The organism is Xylophilus rhododendri, assembly GCF_009906855.1.
GTDB lineage: Bacteria > Pseudomonadota > Gammaproteobacteria > Burkholderiales > Burkholderiaceae_C > Xylophilus > Xylophilus rhododendri.
Genome location: NZ_CP047650.1, coordinates 2,324,376 through 2,339,141 on the forward strand (window position 1 = coordinate 2,324,376; position 14,766 = coordinate 2,339,141).

Here is a 14,766-nt window from a genome sequence, read left to right on the forward strand (position 1 = left end):
CTGAGACACAAATTCGCCCATGAAAACCATTTTCCAGAGGGCCAGGGTCGCCGGTTCCACCGTGCAGTTCACGCCCGCGGCGAACTGCCTGCGACACAGCTGCTCCCTGCCGACCGGCGAAGCCGGTACCGGCACGGACCCGCCATCCGCCGGCGATGGGAGGGAGCCTTCCCGGGAAAGCGATTTCAGCCCGCCCCCGGTCGAGGAGCGGGCTTCACGCCCCCTCCACGGCACGGCCGGTTTTCCGGCCCTGAGCCGTCGGCCGTCCCAGGTCCTGGTGTTGGCGGCGAGCGGATCGCAGTCGAGCACCCTGGGCGCACAGGCACTGGCCAACGCCGCGGGGAAATTCGAGGTGAGGCTGGTGACACGCCGGCCTGCGGCCTTCGTGCGCAACGCCACCGTCCGCTGCGGCGACCTGCACATGGACATCGCGCAGCACCCCCGCGCCACGGTCGCGGACCACACCGATGGCCTGGACCCCGACGACCTCCTGGTGCTCGATGCCACCGCCGTGCCCGGCCTCGACAGCACCATCGCACTCACCCCGCCCGGCAGCCGGGTGCTCTACACGCAGAACGGCGTGCCCACCCACGAGGCGCAAACCCGCCAGCGCGGGCTGGAGGTCCATCGGGGCGCCAGCATGATCACCAGTTCACGCCGGCCGCCGCAGGGCGGCGTCACCGTGGCGCCGGGCGGCAGGCTGCTGGTGGACCAGAACAGCAGCATCGTCGACATCCTGGCCGAGGTGCTGCGCAACCGCGGTTTCTTCGAGTTGGTGGCCGTGCCCGACATCCGCGCCACCCAGTTCGAGAAGATCGCCCTCAACTGCGCGCTCAATGTGGTGGCGACCTTGTCGGGCCGCACGCTGGGTGAGTTGCTGCAGCTGACGCATCAGGATGCGCGGGCCGAAAACCTGATCGGCGGCCTGGCCGCCGAGGTCTGCGCCATCGCCGTGGCGCAAGGCATCCGCATCAAGCCGACCGATCAGGTGATCGGCGACATCCAGCGGGCCATGGCCTGCTTTCCGCAGCATCCGACCTCGATGCGCATGGCTTTCGAGGCCGGGCATGCCAGCGAGATCGACGTCCTGAACGGCGCGATCTCGCGGCTCGGCCGCGAATGCGGCATCGCCACCCCGCTCAACGATCTGGTGACCGAGAAGCTGCGCATGTACCACGATGTGCGCGAAGCCGACGGCGTGGGAGACGGCTTCCACCAGCGCCACCGGCCGCTGGTGGCGCTGGTTCTCGAAGAGCTGCTGCTGGCCGCGCGCCGGGCCTGAAAAACCAGGAAGCTAGGAAGCGCGCCGGATCTCGCGCAGCATGAAGAGATAGAGGCTCTCCACCTTCTCCCGCGCCCAGGGCGTCTTGCGCAGGAACTTCAGGCTCGATCCGATGCTGGGGTCGGAGGTGAAGCAGCGCAGCGGCACCTTCCGTCCCAGCTCGTCCCAGCCGTAGTGCTCGACCAGCGCGGTGACCACGGCCTCCAGGGTCAGCCCATGCAGCGGGTTGCGTGGCTGTTCCGCCGGCGCCGCGGGCGCCGGTTTCGTGTCGTCTATCGGTTCAGCCACGGCAGTGCCTCTTGCCGCGCTCAGACCAGCAGCGAATTGACGCGGCGCACATATGCGGCCGGGTCTTCCGGCAGGCCGCCTTCGGCCAGCAGCGCCTGGTCGAACAGGATGTTGGCCAGGTCCTCGAAATGCGCGCTGGTTTCCAGCTTCTTGACCAGCGCGTGCTCGGGGTTCACCTCCAGCACCGGCTTCACGTCCGGCGCCTTCTGGCCGGCCTGCTTGAGCAGGCGCGCCAGCTGGGTGCTCATGCCGTGTTCGTCCACCACCAGGCAGGCGGGCGAATCGACCAGGCGGGTGGTCACCCGCACGTCCTCGGCCTTGTCCTTCAGGGCGTCCTTCAGGCGGGCCAGCAGGGGCTTGAAGCCTTCGGCGGCCTCTTCCGCGGCCTTCTTCTCGGCCTCGTCCTGCAGCTTGCCCAGATCGACCGCACCCTTGGCCACGGACTGCAGCGGCGTGCCGTCGAATTCGGTGAGGTAGTTCAGCGCCCACTCGTCCACCCGGTCGGTCATCAGCAGGACTTCGATGCCCTTCTTGCGGAAGACTTCCAGCTGCGGGCTGTTCTTGGCGGCCGACAGGCCGTCGGCGGTGATGTAGTAGATGGCTTCCTGGCCTTCCTTCATCCGGCTCTTGTAGTCGGCGAAGGAGACATCGACCGCGTCGGTGCTGGTGGAGGCGAAACGCAGCAGCTTGGCGATGCGTTCGCGGTTGCCGAAGTCCTCGCCCAGGCCTTCCTTGAGCACGCCGCCGAACTCGGCATAGAACCTGGCGTACTTGCCGCTGTCGTCGGCGAACTGGGCGGCGGCGTCGGCGGCCGGCTGCACGGTGTTCTTGTCCTCGACATCGGTGACCTCGGTCGGATCGGGTGCGGGCGTGGCCTCGCCGGAGCCGACGTCGATCTTGCCCTCGCTGCTGTCGGGCACGGTCTTCTGCTTCTTGGCCAGGTCTTCCAGCATCGACAGCACACGCTTGGTGCTGCCTTCGCGGATCGCCCGCACGTCGCGGCTTTCCTGCAGCAGCTCGCGGCTGACGTTGAGCGGCAGGTCGGCCGAGTCGATCACGCCGCGCACGAAACGCAGGTAGGAGGGCAGCAGCGCCTCGGCGTCGTCCATGATGAAGACCCGCTTCACATAGAGCTTCACGCCGGCCTTGGCATCGCGGTTGTACAGGTCGAAGGGCGCCTTGGCGGGGATGTAGAGCAGCTGGGTGTATTCGGTGCTGCCTTCCACGCGGTTGTGGGCCCAGGCCAGGGGCGCCTCGGTGTCGTGGCTGATCTGCTTGTAGAACTCGGCGTACTGCTCGTCCGTGATCTCCTTGCGGGGGCGGGCCCACAGGGCGCTGGCCTTGTTGACGGTCTCCCATTCGCCGGTCTTGGCCATGTCGCCGGGCTGGTCGTTCTCGCCTTCCTTCCACTCTTCCTTCTCCATCAGGATGGGCAGGCTGATGTGGTCGGAGTACTTGCCGATGATCTGCTTGAGTTTCCAGGCGTTGAGGTATTCGGCCGCGTCGTCGCGCACATGCAGGATCACGCTGGTGCCTCGGGCCGCGCGCTCGATCTGCTCGACCTCGAAATCACCGGCGCCGCCGCTGACCCAGCGCACGCCCTCGGTGCTCGGCAGGCCGGCACGGCGCGATTCGACGGTGATCCTGTCGGCCACGATGAAGCCGGAATAGAAACCCACGCCGAACTGGCCGATGAGCTGGGCATTGGCCTTGTCGTCGGCGCCCAGCTTGCTCATGAAGTCCTTGGTGCCGCTCTTGGCGATGGTGCCCAGGTTGTCGATGGCTTCCTGCTGCGACAGGCCGATGCCGTTGTCGGCGATGGTCAGGGTCTTGGCCGCCTTGTCGAAGGAAACGCGCACTTCGAGGTTGGGTTTGTCCTCGTAGAGCGAGGGATGGTTGATCGCCTCGAAGCGCAGCTTGTCGCAGGCGTCCGATGCGTTGGAGATCAGCTCGCGCAGGAAGATTTCCTGGTTGGAGTACAGCGCATGGGTGACCAGGTGCAGCAGCTGGGCCACTTCGGCCTGGAAGGACAGGGTTTGTTTGCTCATGGCGAGGTGTCTCGTCTTGGAAAGTTGGATGGGGTTCGACGCGATGCAGGCACCGCGATCCGGCGAGATAGGGACGTATTTTTACCGCTTCAAGGCCGGTGGAGCGGTATTCAAAAGCTTTCGTGAGGACCGAGGTAGCGCCACTGCCCGACCGGCAGGTTGCCCAGCACCACCCGGCCGATGCGGATGCGCTTCAGGCCCACCACATGCAGCCCGACCTGCTCGCACATGCGGCGGATCTGGCGCTTCTTGCCTTCGCGCAGCACGAAACGCAGCTGCTCGGGGTTCTGCCAGTCGACCTGCGCGGGCCGCAAGGCCTGGCCGTCGAGAAACAGGCCGTGGCGCAGCCGCGCCAGCCCTTCGCGCGGGAACACCGACTGCACGTCGCGGGTTTCGGGTCCGTAGCTCACCCGCACCAGGTATTCCTTCTCGACGCCGGAATCCTCGCCGATCAGCTGGCGGGCGACCCGGCCGTCCTGGGTCAGCACCAGCAGGCCGACCGAGTCGATGTCGAGCCGGCCCGCCGGCGCCAGGCCGCGCAATTGCTGCGGCTGGAAGCGGTGCGGGGAGCGGTCCTCGCGCCAGCGGGCCTGGGGCTGCACCAGCACCACGGCCGGCTCGTGGCCGTCCTCGGCCTGGCCGCTGACGAAGCCCATGGGCTTGTGCAGCAGGATGGTGACGCGCTGGTCCTGGGCTTCCTCGGCGCGGCGGTCCACCGTCACCTTGTCGGCGGGCAGCACCTTCTGGCCCATCAGCGCCGGCTGGCCGTTGACACGCACCCAGCCGCGTTCGATCCAGTCGTCGGCCTCGCGGCGCGAGCAGATGCCCTGCTCGGCCATGCGTTTGTTCAGGCGCACGGGCTCGTCGGATGCGGGTGCCGCCGGCGGCGCGGCGCGGCGGAATCGGGGAGGCGTGGAGGGAGGCGTTGGGGCGGACATGCTGGTGGGGATTCTAGGTTTGCCGCGCGCTGCCGGCCGGACGCGGCTCGCAGAAGCCGCATAAGGACATAGCCGCCAGGTGTTTCGCCCGCGCTAGCATCGGCCCCACGCATTCTCGGGCACCGCACCATGACCTACGAAACCCTGATCTCCGCCGAAGACCTGGCCGCCGCGCTGAAGTCGCCGCAGCCGCCGCTGGTCTTCGATTGCAGCTTCGACCTGACCGACCCCGGCGCCGGCCAGCGTGCCTACGAGGCCGGCCACATTCCCGGCGCCCGCTACGTGCACCTGGATCAGGTGCTGAGCGCCGCGAAGACCGGCCTCAACGGCCGCCATCCCCTGCCCACGCTGGAGGTGTTCATCGAACGCATGGCCGCGCTGGGCGTGGGCGACGGCACCCAGGTCGTCGCCTACGACAACGCCGGCAGCATGTATGCCGCGCGGCTGTGGTGGATGCTGCGCTGGGCCGGGCATGCGGCCGTGGCGGTGCTCGACGGCGGCATCGCCGGCTGGAAGGCCGCGGGCCTGCCGGCATCGACCGACGCGGCTGCGCCTCCTGCACGCGGCGGTCTGAGCCAGCGGCCTTCGCTGGTCAGGACCATGGGTTATGCGGACATCCAGGCCAATCTCGACAGCCAGGCCCGGCTGGTGCTGGATGCGCGGGCGCCGGACCGCTTCCGCGGCGAGAACGAAACGCTCGACAAGATCGGCGGCCATATCCCCGGCGCGAAGAACCGGCTGTTCAAGGACAACCTGGGTGCTGATGGCCGGTTCAAGCCTGCTGCCCAGCTGCGCCAGGAGTTCGATGCCATCACCGGCGGGAAGCCCGCGGGCGCGCTGGTCGCGCAGTGCGGCTCGGGGGTGACGGCTTGCCACAACCTGCTGGCGATGGAGGTGGCTGGGTTGCGCGGGGCTGCGCTCTATCCTGGGTCCTGGAGCGAGTACAGCGCTCAGCCTGGGGCCTTGATTGCCGTGGGGGAGGGCTGAGGGGTTTTTCCCGCTGACCGTGCAGGCCGCCCTGCCCGCCGCAGCAAACTAACGCGGCCGGCCGCGGGCGATCCAATCCTTCGTCCGCGCCGCCGGCAGACGGTATCTGGCGCAGTTGAACTCTCCCAGCAGGTCCAGTTCCGAATCGAGCATCTGCCGGAATGCGATCTCGTGCTCGGGCGCCACCTCGACCTGCGCAAGCGCCTGCGCCAGGTCCTGCCCGAAAAAGACGATCTGCTGCATGGCCGTAGCCAGTTGCGGTCGATACCGCACCCGCAGCGGATCGGGGGCGGCTATCGACTGCACCACCGCCTGGTATTTGTCGATGGAACGCCGGTAGGTCCACTCGAAAAGCTCCGCGGCCAGGGTCACGTCGAGTCGTTCATAGACGCCCAGCATGGCCAGCGCATAGTCCTGAGCGCCCACCTCCAGAAAGGACAGCGGCGCGCAGTTGAACAGCATCAGCGGCATGTTCGCGGCGAGCCGGCTGGTGCGCTTGTTGCCGTCCACGAAGGGCTGCAGGTAGGCGATGTTGACCCACAAGAAGAACGCCGCTTCGATCGGGTTGCGTGTCTGGCGCACTTTCTCGACGATCTGTTCGAGCATTTCCTCCAGCAGGCGGGGCACCTGGGCGGGCTGGTAGACGGTGTCCTGGATCTGCACCACCCGTTGCCGGATCGTGCCCAGGCTTGCGGTGTCGACCAGCAGATCGCTCATCAAGAGGCTCTGCAGGTTGCGGACCACGGCCGTGGTCATGCCTTGCGCCGGCACCGCCTCGATCAGGAATTCGATGGCTTCCTTGTGGTTGAGCAGCATGACGGCATCGAGGTCTTCCGCGCCGGTGCGGCCGCGTTCGAAGAGGTCGCGGGTGTCGAGCAGGCTCTTGCGGTTGCCTTCCAGGCGCGAGGAATACCAGGACAGGTCGATGAGCAACTGCTGCAGCATCTGCCGTGCATAGGTGGCCGCCGGCATCTGGCCGTGGGCGCGGCCGCGCTCGAACAAGGCCTCGGCCATCGTCGGCGGCAGCAGGCTGGTGATGTTCGGGCGGTAGTCATCGACGAACTCGCGCCGGTAGGAAACCGGCATGCGGGTGCCGAGCGGCTGCTGCAGCAGATCGAGCAGCGCCCGCGCCTTGGCGGACCAGGGCGGCGAAGCCGTGGCTGCGTTCGGCTTGGCGATTCCGGGTATTGCCGAGCTTGCTGTCGGCTGCTGTCGCCGCTGTGCGGGCACCGCGGATGCGCCGGCAGGCAGCCGATAGGTCGCGGCGCGGCCTTTTCCCTGGGGCTCGATGCGTTGCTGCGCTACCAGTGCCGCCAGGATGCGGCTCAGGCTCGACCGAGGGATCTTGAAATGTTCCTGGAGGGCGCGGGTGGGAACGCCCTCGGCTCCGTTGGCTAGGGCTGTCTGGAGGAAAGCGAGGATGGCGGTCGGGAGGTCGAGCATGACGTTAATCGTCCAATCGAATCATCCCAAATCATACCAATTTCACAAAAAATCATCTAAGCCATTGTCATAAAATATATTTAATCGTCTCAATCGTCTCAGATATTCGTTTCATACCACCGCCGGTGGCCTACCGCGCCGAAGCCCCGAGCTTCTGGAAATCCACATCCAGCCGCGCCAGCGAAGACGAGATCTGCGCCCGCCGCGCCGCAATCCAGGCCTGCTGCTGCTCCACCCTTTGCCCGGTCTCCTTCAGCATCCGCGCCATCTCGGCCGGCTGCGGCCCGCCCAGCGTCTCGCGGTTCTTCACGATGGCGACCGGGTCCAGGGTGGAGCGGAACTCGGCCTCGGACATCGGCAGCGAAGCCGCGAAGTCCGAGCCCTTGACCGTCTCGGCATAGATGCGCTGTGCCTCCACATACGGAAAGTCCAGCGGCTTGATGTCCTTGGCCTTGGCGTACTCCACCACCTCGGAGGCGAAATGGTGGCCCACCCGGAAGGGCAGCTTGTACTTGCGCATCAGCACGTCGGCCAGCTCCTGCGAGGCGGTCCAGTCGCTGTTGAGTTCTTCCAGCGCGCGGTCGGGGTCGAGCACCAGCGCGGTCAGGATGCGGTCCCAGTTGCGCAGCACGCCGGTGGCGCTGGCGACCAGGGCGGTGTTGGACTTGACCTCCTTGGCATCGCTCATGCCCGGCGGAATGTTGTGCGCCTGCATGACCACACCCATGGCCAGCCCGATGGCGGTGGAAGCATCACGGCGGGTGGCGTTGAGCAGGCCGGGGTTGCGCTTCTGCGGCATGGCGCTGGACACATAGGTGTTGCCGCCGCCCTCCTGCAGCAGGATCCAGGGCCGCGCCTGGGCGTACTGCGTCATCACGTCCTCGATGAAGCTGCCGGCATGCAGGGCGATGGCGGTGACGATGGCGCCGGCCTCCACCGGCTCGTCCACCGAGGACAGCTGCGAGGCGTCGTAGGCGTTGTCCACCAGCGCGGAAAAGCCCAGGTAGCCGGCCATGCGCTGGCGGTTGAGCGGCCAGCTGGTGCCGTTGAGCACCGTCGTGCCCATGGAGGAACGGTCGATGCGGGCATAGGCCTCGCGGATGCGCTGGGCGTCGCGGTCCAGGCCGGCGGCGATGCCCAGCAGGTAGTGGCCGTAGCTGTTGGGCTGGGCGGCCACGCCGTTGGTGTAGTTGGGGACGATGGTGGCCTTGTAGCGGTCGGCCAGTTTTACCAGGGTGGCGGTCGTCTTGTTGAGCTGGTCGGCCAGGGCCAGCATGTCGTCGCGCAGGATGGCCGAGCGCAGGGTGGCCAGCATGTCCTGGCTGGAGCGGCCGGCGTGCAGCAGGGTGATCTGCGGGCCGGCGGCATCGATCAGCAGGGGCTCGAAGGTGATGACGTTGGTGGGACGCTTGCCGCCGGGCTTGTCGCCGTCGGCCAGCACCTTGGTGATGCCGCTGTAGACCAGGGGCGTCATCGACTTGTCGAGCAGGCCTTCGTCGGTGTTGATGACGGCGGTGGCCTTGTTGATCTCGCCTAGCCAGAAGAATTCGTCGTGGCGGGGCTGGCTTTGCGCCCCGGCGGGGCCGGCAAGGGCCAGGGTGAGGGCGGCGGCCAGGGCCAGGGTGGCGCGTTTCATGGCGTCTTGTCCTTGTCTCGTTTTGCGAGCCAGGACGATAGAGGCGCGGCCGCCCCCGGGTCAAATTAAAAGATACGCCCGGTTCATATCGAAAAAGTATCGAGATGGCCGTGCGGCCCCGGATTTCAGTTGGTGCTGCCGGCCACTTGAACCTGGCGGCGGGCCACCGGGGTCGGCGGCACGTCGATGCCCCACTGGTGGCCGGCCTGGAGTTCGCCGCGTGCGCGGGCGGCTTCCATTTCGGCGACGACTTCGGCGCGGGTCTTGCCCGCTGGCTGGGCCGCGGCGGACTGGGCGAAGGATGCCGTGGAAACAGCGGCGGACAGGGCGATGGCGAGGAGTGCGAAGCGGTTCATGACAAGTCCTTTTTCAGTGGATCCCGCCAGGTGCTGCGGGGTGAAGTGACTGTAGGATTTGCGTATTCGCAGGTAAATTCTCTGTTTCTGCACATTTGATATGCGAAAACGCATATCGCCGCCATGAGCACGCCCCCACCCGACAGCCGCCGCCCCTTGTCATGGGACGAAGTCCACGCCTTCCTGGCCGTGGTGCAGGCCGGCTCCATCGCCGCCTCCACCCGGCGCCTGGGGGTGAACCATTCGACGGTGCTGCGCCGCATCGGCAACCTGGAGCACACGCTCTCGACCCGGCTGTTCGACCGCCTGCCCGGCGGCTACGCCCTGACCGCCGCCGGCCACGAGTTCGCCGAACGCCTCTCGGGCATCCCGGAACAGATCGAGGAGGCCCACCGCCACCTGAGCAGCCGCGACGTGGAGATCCGCGGCACCATCCGCGTGGCCGCGCCGGAGCTGCTGGTGAAGACGGTGCTGATGCCCATCTTCGCCCGCTTCTCGCTGCGCTACCCCGCCGTGCAGCTGCAGCTGGTGATGGGCACCCAGCGGCTCAACCTCACCAGGCGCGAGGCGGACGTGGCGGTGCGGGTGTCCAACAGCCCGCCGGAGAACCTGGTGGCGCGCCGCGTCGGCCGGGTGCAGTCGGCGCTGTATGCCTCGCGGGACTACCTGGCCTCGCTGCCCCAAGGCGCGGGCCTGGCCGACTACCGCTGGGTGGCGCTGGACGATTCGCTGGCCCACCTCAACCAGGCCCAATGGATGGAGCGCAACGTCGATCCCGCGCGGGTGGCGATCCAGGTGGATGGCGTGGACGGCATGGTGGAGGCGGTGGCCTGCGGCGCCGGCGCCGGCCTGCTGCTGTGCCCGGTGGCCGACCTGCGGCCCGAACTCGTCAGGCTGAGCCCGCCCGATCCGGCGATGGACTGGTCGATCTGGATCCTCACCCATCCCGACCTGCGCCAGGTGGCGCGCATCCGCGCCTTCACCGAGTTCGTGTTCGACACGCTCGAAGCGGAAGGCACGCTGAAGTAGCCGGCCTCAGTCGCCCAGCACGATGGAGCCGATCAGCCAGACATTGGCCGCGGCGATCACGCCGAACAGCAGCCAGGCCGAAACCTGCATCGCCCGGCCGCTGGCGAAGCGGCCCATCACGGCCCGGTCGCCGGTGAAGCGGATCAGCGGCCACATGGCGAAGGGCAGCTGGAAACTCAGCACCACCTGGCTGAGCACCAGCATGCGGCCCACGCTGTCTTCGCCCAGCAGCCAGACGCCGACGAAGGCCGGGATCAGCGCCAGCCCGCGGGTGATGAGGCGGCGCTGCCAGCAGGGGATCTTCATGTCGAGGAAACCCTCCATGACGATCTGCCCGGCGATGGTGCCGGTGAAGGTGGAACTCTGCCCCGAGGCCAGCAGCGCGATGCCGAAGAGCATGGCGGCCAGGCCGCTGCCGACCAGGGGTTCGATCAGGTGGTAGGCATCGCCGATGTCGCTCACCTCGCGATGGCCGTGGGCATGGAAGGCGCTGGCGGCCAGCACCATGATGGCGGCGTTGATCAGCAGGGCCAGCGAGAGGGACACGATGGCGTCCGCGGTGCAGAAGCGGATCGCTTCGCGCCGGCCGGCATCGCTGTCCTCGGCCAGGCGGGTCTGCACGATGGAGGAATGCAGGTAGAGGTTGTGCGGCATCACCGTGGCGCCGACCACGCCGATCGCCAGATAGAGCGCGCCGGGCTGGTGCAGGCGTTCCAGGCTGGGCACGAAGCCGATCGCCACGGATGACCAGATCGGCTGCGCGAAGGCCAGCTCCACGATGAAGCAGGCACCGATGGTGCCCACCAGCCCGAGCACGATGGCCTCCACCCGCCGCACGCCGGCGCCCTGCAGGCCCAGCACCAGCAGGGTGTCGAAGGCGGTGATGCCGATGCCCACGGGAATCGACACACCCAGCAGCAGATGCAGCGCCAGCGCGCTGCCCAGCACCTCGGCCAGGTCGCAGGCCACGATGGCCAGCTCCGCGCCCAGCCACAGGAAGCGGTTGGCGCCCTTGCCGTAGCGCGCCCGGCAGATCTGCGCCAGGTCCATCTGGGCGACTAGTCCCAGCCTGACGCACAGGGTCTGCAGCAGCATGGCCGCCAGGCTGGCCAGCAGCACCACGAAGAGCAGGCCGTAGCCGAAACGCGAGCCGGCCTCGATGTCGGTCGCCCAGTTGCCCGGGTCCATGTAGCCGACCGAGACCAGCAGGCCGGGGCCGGCATAACGCAGCAGCTTCTTGTGAAAGGGCAGGCCCGGCAGGACCTTGACGCTGCCCTTGACTTCGGACGGGCAGAACGGGGCGGTGGCGGTGCGCGGGAGCGGGCGGAACATCGGCTGGATCATAAGGAAGGCGATGGCTGCGGCGAACCCGCTTCGCCCTATGGCGGCGATAGGCGCCACGCGCCGCACATGAAAAAGCGGCCCGTGGGCCGCTTCAGGTTCATGTCGCTGGATCAGCCGGCTCAGTAGCCGTACCCGGCGCCGTTGCGACGGTAGTCCGCCGCACCGTGGTAGACCGGGAAGCCATTGGTGTCGTAGGTCACGGCGATGCCGCTCAGGCCGCTGGTCAGGCCGGTGGCCGCCGCGCTGCTGCCGGCGCCGTAGGTGCTGATGAGGCTGGCGACCGATCCGGCGATGGAAGAACCCGCCTCCAGCTCGGCGATGCCGTTCTGGCCGCTGAAGTTGCCCGCGTTGATCGCCGCCTGGATGTCCATGCCGTAGACCACATTGCCCAGGAAGGTCTTGACGATGTAGTCGGGGATCGGGCCGCCGCCGGCCGAGCCCCACACCAGGCGCAGCTTGCCGTCGGCATCGAAGGCGATGGCCGGCGAGATGGAACTGCGCGGACGCTTGTAGGCGGCGTAGCCGTTGACGTCCATGCCCGGCGTGCTGGCCGAGAAGTTGGACATGACGTCGTTGATCATCAGCCCCGCCGCCTCGATGTGGGCGCCCCAGTGGGTGTTGATCGTCGTCGTCATCGACAGCGCATTGCCGTACCCGTCCACGATGGCGACGTTGCTGGTGGTGTTCCAGTCCTCGCCGTGTTTCGTGTCGGCGCGGGCGATCTGCAGCGGGCGCGCCTGCTGGGCGAAGAACACCGGCGCGCTCTCGTCGGCCAGGGCCAGCGGGTTGTAGAGCGTCGGGTCGGTGGCGCTGAAGGCGGGGATGCCGTCGGCGGTGCCGCCCGCGGCCACGGTGCCGATGGCGGTGCTGCCGATGAGGGCGGCGCGGCTGTCCAGGTAGGACGAACTCAGCAGCACCGAGATGCGGTCGTTGCTGTTGGAGTAGGCCGGGTCGCCCACGATGTTGCGGCGGTCGGCATTGGCCAGGCGGCTGCCTTCGGTGACCAGGTGCAGGTAGTCCACGCCGTTGAAGGCGTTGGAGCCGATCGCCTTGCGCTCCATCAGGCCCAGGTTGTAGAGCGTGACCACGCCGCCGAAGGACGGTGCCGGCTGGGTGTAGATGGTCATGCCGAAACGGGTGCCGACCAGGGGCTTGCGCTCCACCGCCTTGTAGCTGGCGAAGTCGGCGGTGGTCATCAGGCTGGGGATCTTGGCGATGGTGCTGGCCACCGAGGGCGCGCTGGCCGTGCCCGCCGTCGGCAGGATGGAGGCGCAGGGCAGCTGGCCGGTGGTGATCTTGGCGACGATGGCGGTGGCGATGCTGCCGGCCGGGTCGTAGAAGGCGGCTGCGCCGCCGTCGCGCACCGTGGCCAGGGTGGCGGCCAGGTCGGTGTTGGTGATGACGGTGCCGACCGGCAGCGGCTTCTGTTTCGTCGTGTCGGAGGCCAGGCAGTAGCGGGCATTGATGTCCGGGTACTTGCAGCGGGCCGCGCCCTTGGCGGTGCCGGCGGAATTGACCCAGGCCGCCACGCCGCTGCCGGCGGCCACGGGGTTGCCGTCGTCGTCGAACTCGCCCGCGTCGGAGTAGAGCGTGGAGTACATGTACTGGGTCATCGGGAAGCCATTGGTGGCGGCGGCGATGCTGTCGTCCCAGAGCTTGTTCCAGGCCAGCTTGCCGTAGCTCTTGTGCACCAGGTCCAGCACCGCGACGGTGCCCGGCACGCCCACGGCGCGGCCGGAGATGTTGGTGTTGCCCTGCTGCGAGGAGATGGAGGCGCCGGCCGTCAGGCCGGTCTTGCAGAGGTTGTAGGGCGCGGTGGTGGAGACGTCCTGCGCGACCGCCTTGTAGACGGTGTCCACGCCGCCGGTGGCGGCCGGCGCGGCCGACATGCCGTCATAGGCGTGCACCGACTTGCTGGCCGCGTCGTAGTAGGTGATGACGCTGCCGCCGGCCAGGCCCGAGGCGAAGGGCTCGGTCACGTTGAGCATGCCCTGCACGGCGATGGCCGCGTCGATGGCGCTGCCGCCGCCGGCCAGGATCTTGCAGCCGGCGGCCGAGGCGCTGATGTCGGCCGAGGTGACCATCATGTTGGTGCCGGTGATGCCCACCGTCTGGCCGTAGGGCGCACCGGTCTGGGCCACGCAGAGCGAGGGGTCGAACTTCACGGTGCGCACGGGGGTGACGTCGACGGGCACGACCGGGGTCACGGGGTCGGCGGTGGCGGCCACCTGGGTGTTGCCGCCGCCGCAGCCGACGGCCACGAGCGAGGCCGCGACGGCTGCTGCGGTCGCGCGGAAATAGCTTTTCATGGAAATCCTGTTGGTATCGATTTTCTGCTTGCCGGCGGGCTGCACACCCGCGAGGACGGGCGAGGGAAGCAAATGGCGTTCCATAAGCATGGGAAACCGCAGGGCTTTACCGGACGGCTACGCAGACGCGGGGCCAGGCCTTGCGCAAAAGCCGCCTGGAAAGCGGGTACAACCGGATGCCCAGCGCCGAAGGCGCGAAGCGTTTCGACACCTCCCGCCGCACCGGCCGGCATCACCATCGTTCTATGACTTCCATCGCTCTGTGCCGCACGACCACCGCCCTCGCCTGCACGGCTGGCGCGCTGCTGCTCGCCGGCTGCAACACCGTGCTGGCCCCGGCGCCCGCCGGCAGCGCCGCCGCGCCCGCGGCCGGCAGTTCGGAAAATATCACCATCGAACACACCAGCCTGCGCAGCCGCACGGCCGTCTACGAAAGCGCGCTGCGGGCCTGCAAGCAGCGCGGCTACGAACAGGCGATCTTCCAGTCCCAGGCCAACCAGGATGCGACACGCCCGCCCGCCACCGGGCCGCAGCTCAGCATCTTCACCTGCCGCTAGGCGCACCAGGAGATCCCATGCACCAGCCCAAGCACACGCACGAAACCCCGGCCGAACACCTGGCCGACCTGCCGGTCGAGCCCGAGATGCCGCAGGGCGACATCCCGCCGGAGCAGCCGGAAGACGTCGCCACCGGCGTGCCGGCAGCGCCGGCCGCGCCCAAGTAAGGGCGCCAGGGGCAGCGCCCTCAGCCGCAGCTGATCGAGGTGATGCGGCCCGAAGCGTCGGTCTGCAGGTTCAGCCGCTGCGAGCTGAATTCCTGCGTCACCGCCTCGCCCGGGCGGATCACCCGCAGGGTCTTGGCCAGGGTCTTGGTGATGAGTTCGGATTGCAGGGCCGGCGTGGCCCGCTGGCCGATGGCGTACTGGCCGGCCTGCACGTTGCAGGTGCCGCTCATGATCATGGCGCCAGACGGAACGCCGCCTTCGGCCGTGCCGGTGGCACCGCCGCCGAGCGGGCCGCCGGCGCATCCGGCCAGGGTGGCCGCCAGGGCCGAAGTCGTCAGAAGCAAGGCAAATCGGAACCGCATGTCGGCCTCCCTTTGGAGTG

At 68.2% G+C, this 14,766-nt stretch carries 14 protein-coding genes; 5 read left to right on the forward strand and 9 right to left on the reverse strand.

Annotated features, from left to right (window positions below):
• Positions 1-19 precede the first annotated feature (19 nt).
• On the forward strand, positions 20-1,282 hold the full coding sequence (locus GT347_RS10730) for a ketopantoate reductase family protein (RefSeq protein ID WP_160551944.1): 1,263 nt from the start codon (positions 20-22) through the stop codon (positions 1,280-1,282).
• 12 nt (positions 1,283-1,294) lie between these two features.
• On the opposite strand, the gene GT347_RS10735 is transcribed toward GT347_RS10730, so the two are convergent.
• The 3 genes from GT347_RS10735 to GT347_RS10745 all read right to left on the reverse strand — a co-directional run bounded on the left by GT347_RS10735 (position 1,295) and on the right by GT347_RS10745 (position 4,556).
• The gene (locus GT347_RS10735; protein WP_229722829.1) at positions 1,295-1,570 is read right to left on the reverse strand and encodes a VF530 family protein; all 276 of its coding nucleotides are present in this window, start codon (positions 1,568-1,570) and stop codon (positions 1,295-1,297) included.
• A 20-nt stretch (positions 1,571-1,590) separates the two neighbouring features.
• Positions 1,591-3,618 (reverse strand): molecular chaperone HtpG, encoded by a 2,028-nt coding sequence (gene htpG / locus GT347_RS10740; RefSeq protein ID WP_160551945.1) that lies wholly within the window; start codon positions 3,616-3,618, stop codon positions 1,591-1,593.
• A 110-nt stretch (positions 3,619-3,728) separates the two neighbouring features.
• Positions 3,729-4,556 carry a pseudouridine synthase gene (locus GT347_RS10745; protein WP_160551946.1) on the reverse strand — a complete coding sequence of 276 codons (828 nt, stop codon included), beginning with the start codon at positions 4,554-4,556 and terminating at the stop codon, positions 3,729-3,731.
• A 129-nt stretch (positions 4,557-4,685) separates the two neighbouring features.
• Here GT347_RS10745 and GT347_RS10750 point away from each other — a divergent pair, with 129 nt between their 5' ends.
• Positions 4,686-5,543, forward strand: a complete 858-nt coding sequence (locus GT347_RS10750; RefSeq protein WP_160551947.1) for a sulfurtransferase — start codon at positions 4,686-4,688, stop codon at positions 5,541-5,543.
• 48 nt (positions 5,544-5,591) lie between these two features.
• On the opposite strand, the gene GT347_RS10755 is transcribed toward GT347_RS10750, so the two are convergent.
• The 3 genes from GT347_RS10755 to GT347_RS10765 form a co-directional block, all read right to left on the reverse strand.
• Entirely contained in the window at positions 5,592-6,986 is a 1,395-nt protein-coding gene (locus tag GT347_RS10755) for a Fic family protein (protein ID WP_160551948.1), read from the reverse strand.
• A 130-nt stretch (positions 6,987-7,116) separates the two neighbouring features.
• The gene (locus GT347_RS10760; RefSeq protein ID WP_160551949.1) at positions 7,117-8,622 is read right to left on the reverse strand and encodes a lyase family protein; all 1,506 of its coding nucleotides are present in this window, start codon (positions 8,620-8,622) and stop codon (positions 7,117-7,119) included.
• 125 nt (positions 8,623-8,747) lie between these two features.
• Complete coding sequence (locus GT347_RS10765; protein ID WP_160551950.1) at positions 8,748-8,978, reverse strand: DUF4148 domain-containing protein; 231 nt, start codon at positions 8,976-8,978, stop codon at positions 8,748-8,750.
• Positions 8,979-9,101: 123 nt separating this feature from the next.
• On the opposite strand from GT347_RS10765, the gene GT347_RS10770 reads away from it, so the two are divergent.
• Positions 9,102-10,007, forward strand: coding sequence for a LysR family transcriptional regulator (locus GT347_RS10770; RefSeq protein ID WP_160551951.1), 906 nt, complete (start codon positions 9,102-9,104; stop codon positions 10,005-10,007).
• 6 nt (positions 10,008-10,013) lie between these two features.
• On the opposite strand, the gene GT347_RS10775 is transcribed toward GT347_RS10770, so the two are convergent.
• Together GT347_RS10775 and GT347_RS10780 are read right to left on the reverse strand one after the other, a co-directional pair.
• A complete protein-coding gene (locus GT347_RS10775) occupies positions 10,014-11,339 on the reverse strand; it encodes an Nramp family divalent metal transporter (protein WP_160551952.1) in 1,326 nt (441 codons plus the stop codon).
• 131 nt (positions 11,340-11,470) lie between these two features.
• Positions 11,471-13,660, reverse strand: coding sequence for a gamma-glutamyltransferase family protein (locus GT347_RS10780; RefSeq protein WP_160551953.1), 2,190 nt, complete (start codon positions 13,658-13,660; stop codon positions 11,471-11,473).
• 245 nt (positions 13,661-13,905) lie between these two features.
• On the opposite strand from GT347_RS10780, the gene GT347_RS10785 reads away from it, so the two are divergent.
• Positions 13,906-14,217 carry a hypothetical protein gene (locus GT347_RS10785; RefSeq protein ID WP_160551954.1) on the forward strand — a complete coding sequence of 104 codons (312 nt, stop codon included), beginning with the start codon at positions 13,906-13,908 and terminating at the stop codon, positions 14,215-14,217.
• Between the two features lie 17 nt (positions 14,218-14,234).
• Entirely contained in the window at positions 14,235-14,384 is a 150-nt protein-coding gene (locus GT347_RS10790; RefSeq protein ID WP_160551955.1) for a hypothetical protein, read from the forward strand.
• Positions 14,385-14,404: 20 nt separating this feature from the next.
• Here the strand turns inward: GT347_RS10790 and GT347_RS10795 are convergent, their stop codons facing one another.
• On the reverse strand, positions 14,405-14,746 hold the full coding sequence (locus GT347_RS10795) for an I78 family peptidase inhibitor (RefSeq protein ID WP_160551956.1): 342 nt from the start codon (positions 14,744-14,746) through the stop codon (positions 14,405-14,407).
• Positions 14,747-14,766 lie beyond the last annotated feature (20 nt).

Excerpts from the sequence above, each read along its gene's own strand:
- GT347_RS10730 (WP_160551944.1), top strand. The coding sequence starts at position 20 with ATGAAAACCATTTTCCAGAGGGCCAGGGTCGCCGGTTCCACCGTGCAG.
- htpG (WP_160551945.1), bottom strand. The coding sequence starts at position 3,618 with ATGAGCAAACAAACCCTGTCCTTCCAGGCCGAAGTGGCCCAGCTGCTG.
- GT347_RS10745 (WP_160551946.1), bottom strand. The coding sequence starts at position 4,556 with ATGTCCGCCCCAACGCCTCCCTCCACGCCTCCCCGATTCCGCCGCGCC.
- GT347_RS10750 (WP_160551947.1), top strand. The coding sequence starts at position 4,686 with ATGACCTACGAAACCCTGATCTCCGCCGAAGACCTGGCCGCCGCGCTG.
- GT347_RS10755 (WP_160551948.1), bottom strand. The coding sequence starts at position 6,986 with ATGCTCGACCTCCCGACCGCCATCCTCGCTTTCCTCCAGACAGCCCTA.
- GT347_RS10760 (WP_160551949.1), bottom strand. The coding sequence starts at position 8,622 with ATGAAACGCGCCACCCTGGCCCTGGCCGCCGCCCTCACCCTGGCCCTT.
- GT347_RS10765 (WP_160551950.1), bottom strand. The coding sequence starts at position 8,978 with ATGAACCGCTTCGCACTCCTCGCCATCGCCCTGTCCGCCGCTGTTTCC.
- GT347_RS10770 (WP_160551951.1), top strand. The coding sequence starts at position 9,102 with ATGAGCACGCCCCCACCCGACAGCCGCCGCCCCTTGTCATGGGACGAA.
- GT347_RS10775 (WP_160551952.1), bottom strand. The coding sequence starts at position 11,339 with ATGTTCCGCCCGCTCCCGCGCACCGCCACCGCCCCGTTCTGCCCGTCC.
- GT347_RS10780 (WP_160551953.1), bottom strand. The coding sequence starts at position 13,660 with ATGAAAAGCTATTTCCGCGCGACCGCAGCAGCCGTCGCGGCCTCGCTC.
- GT347_RS10785 (WP_160551954.1), top strand. The coding sequence starts at position 13,906 with ATGACTTCCATCGCTCTGTGCCGCACGACCACCGCCCTCGCCTGCACG.
- GT347_RS10790 (WP_160551955.1), top strand. The coding sequence starts at position 14,235 with ATGCACCAGCCCAAGCACACGCACGAAACCCCGGCCGAACACCTGGCC.
- GT347_RS10795 (WP_160551956.1), bottom strand. The coding sequence starts at position 14,746 with ATGCGGTTCCGATTTGCCTTGCTTCTGACGACTTCGGCCCTGGCGGCC.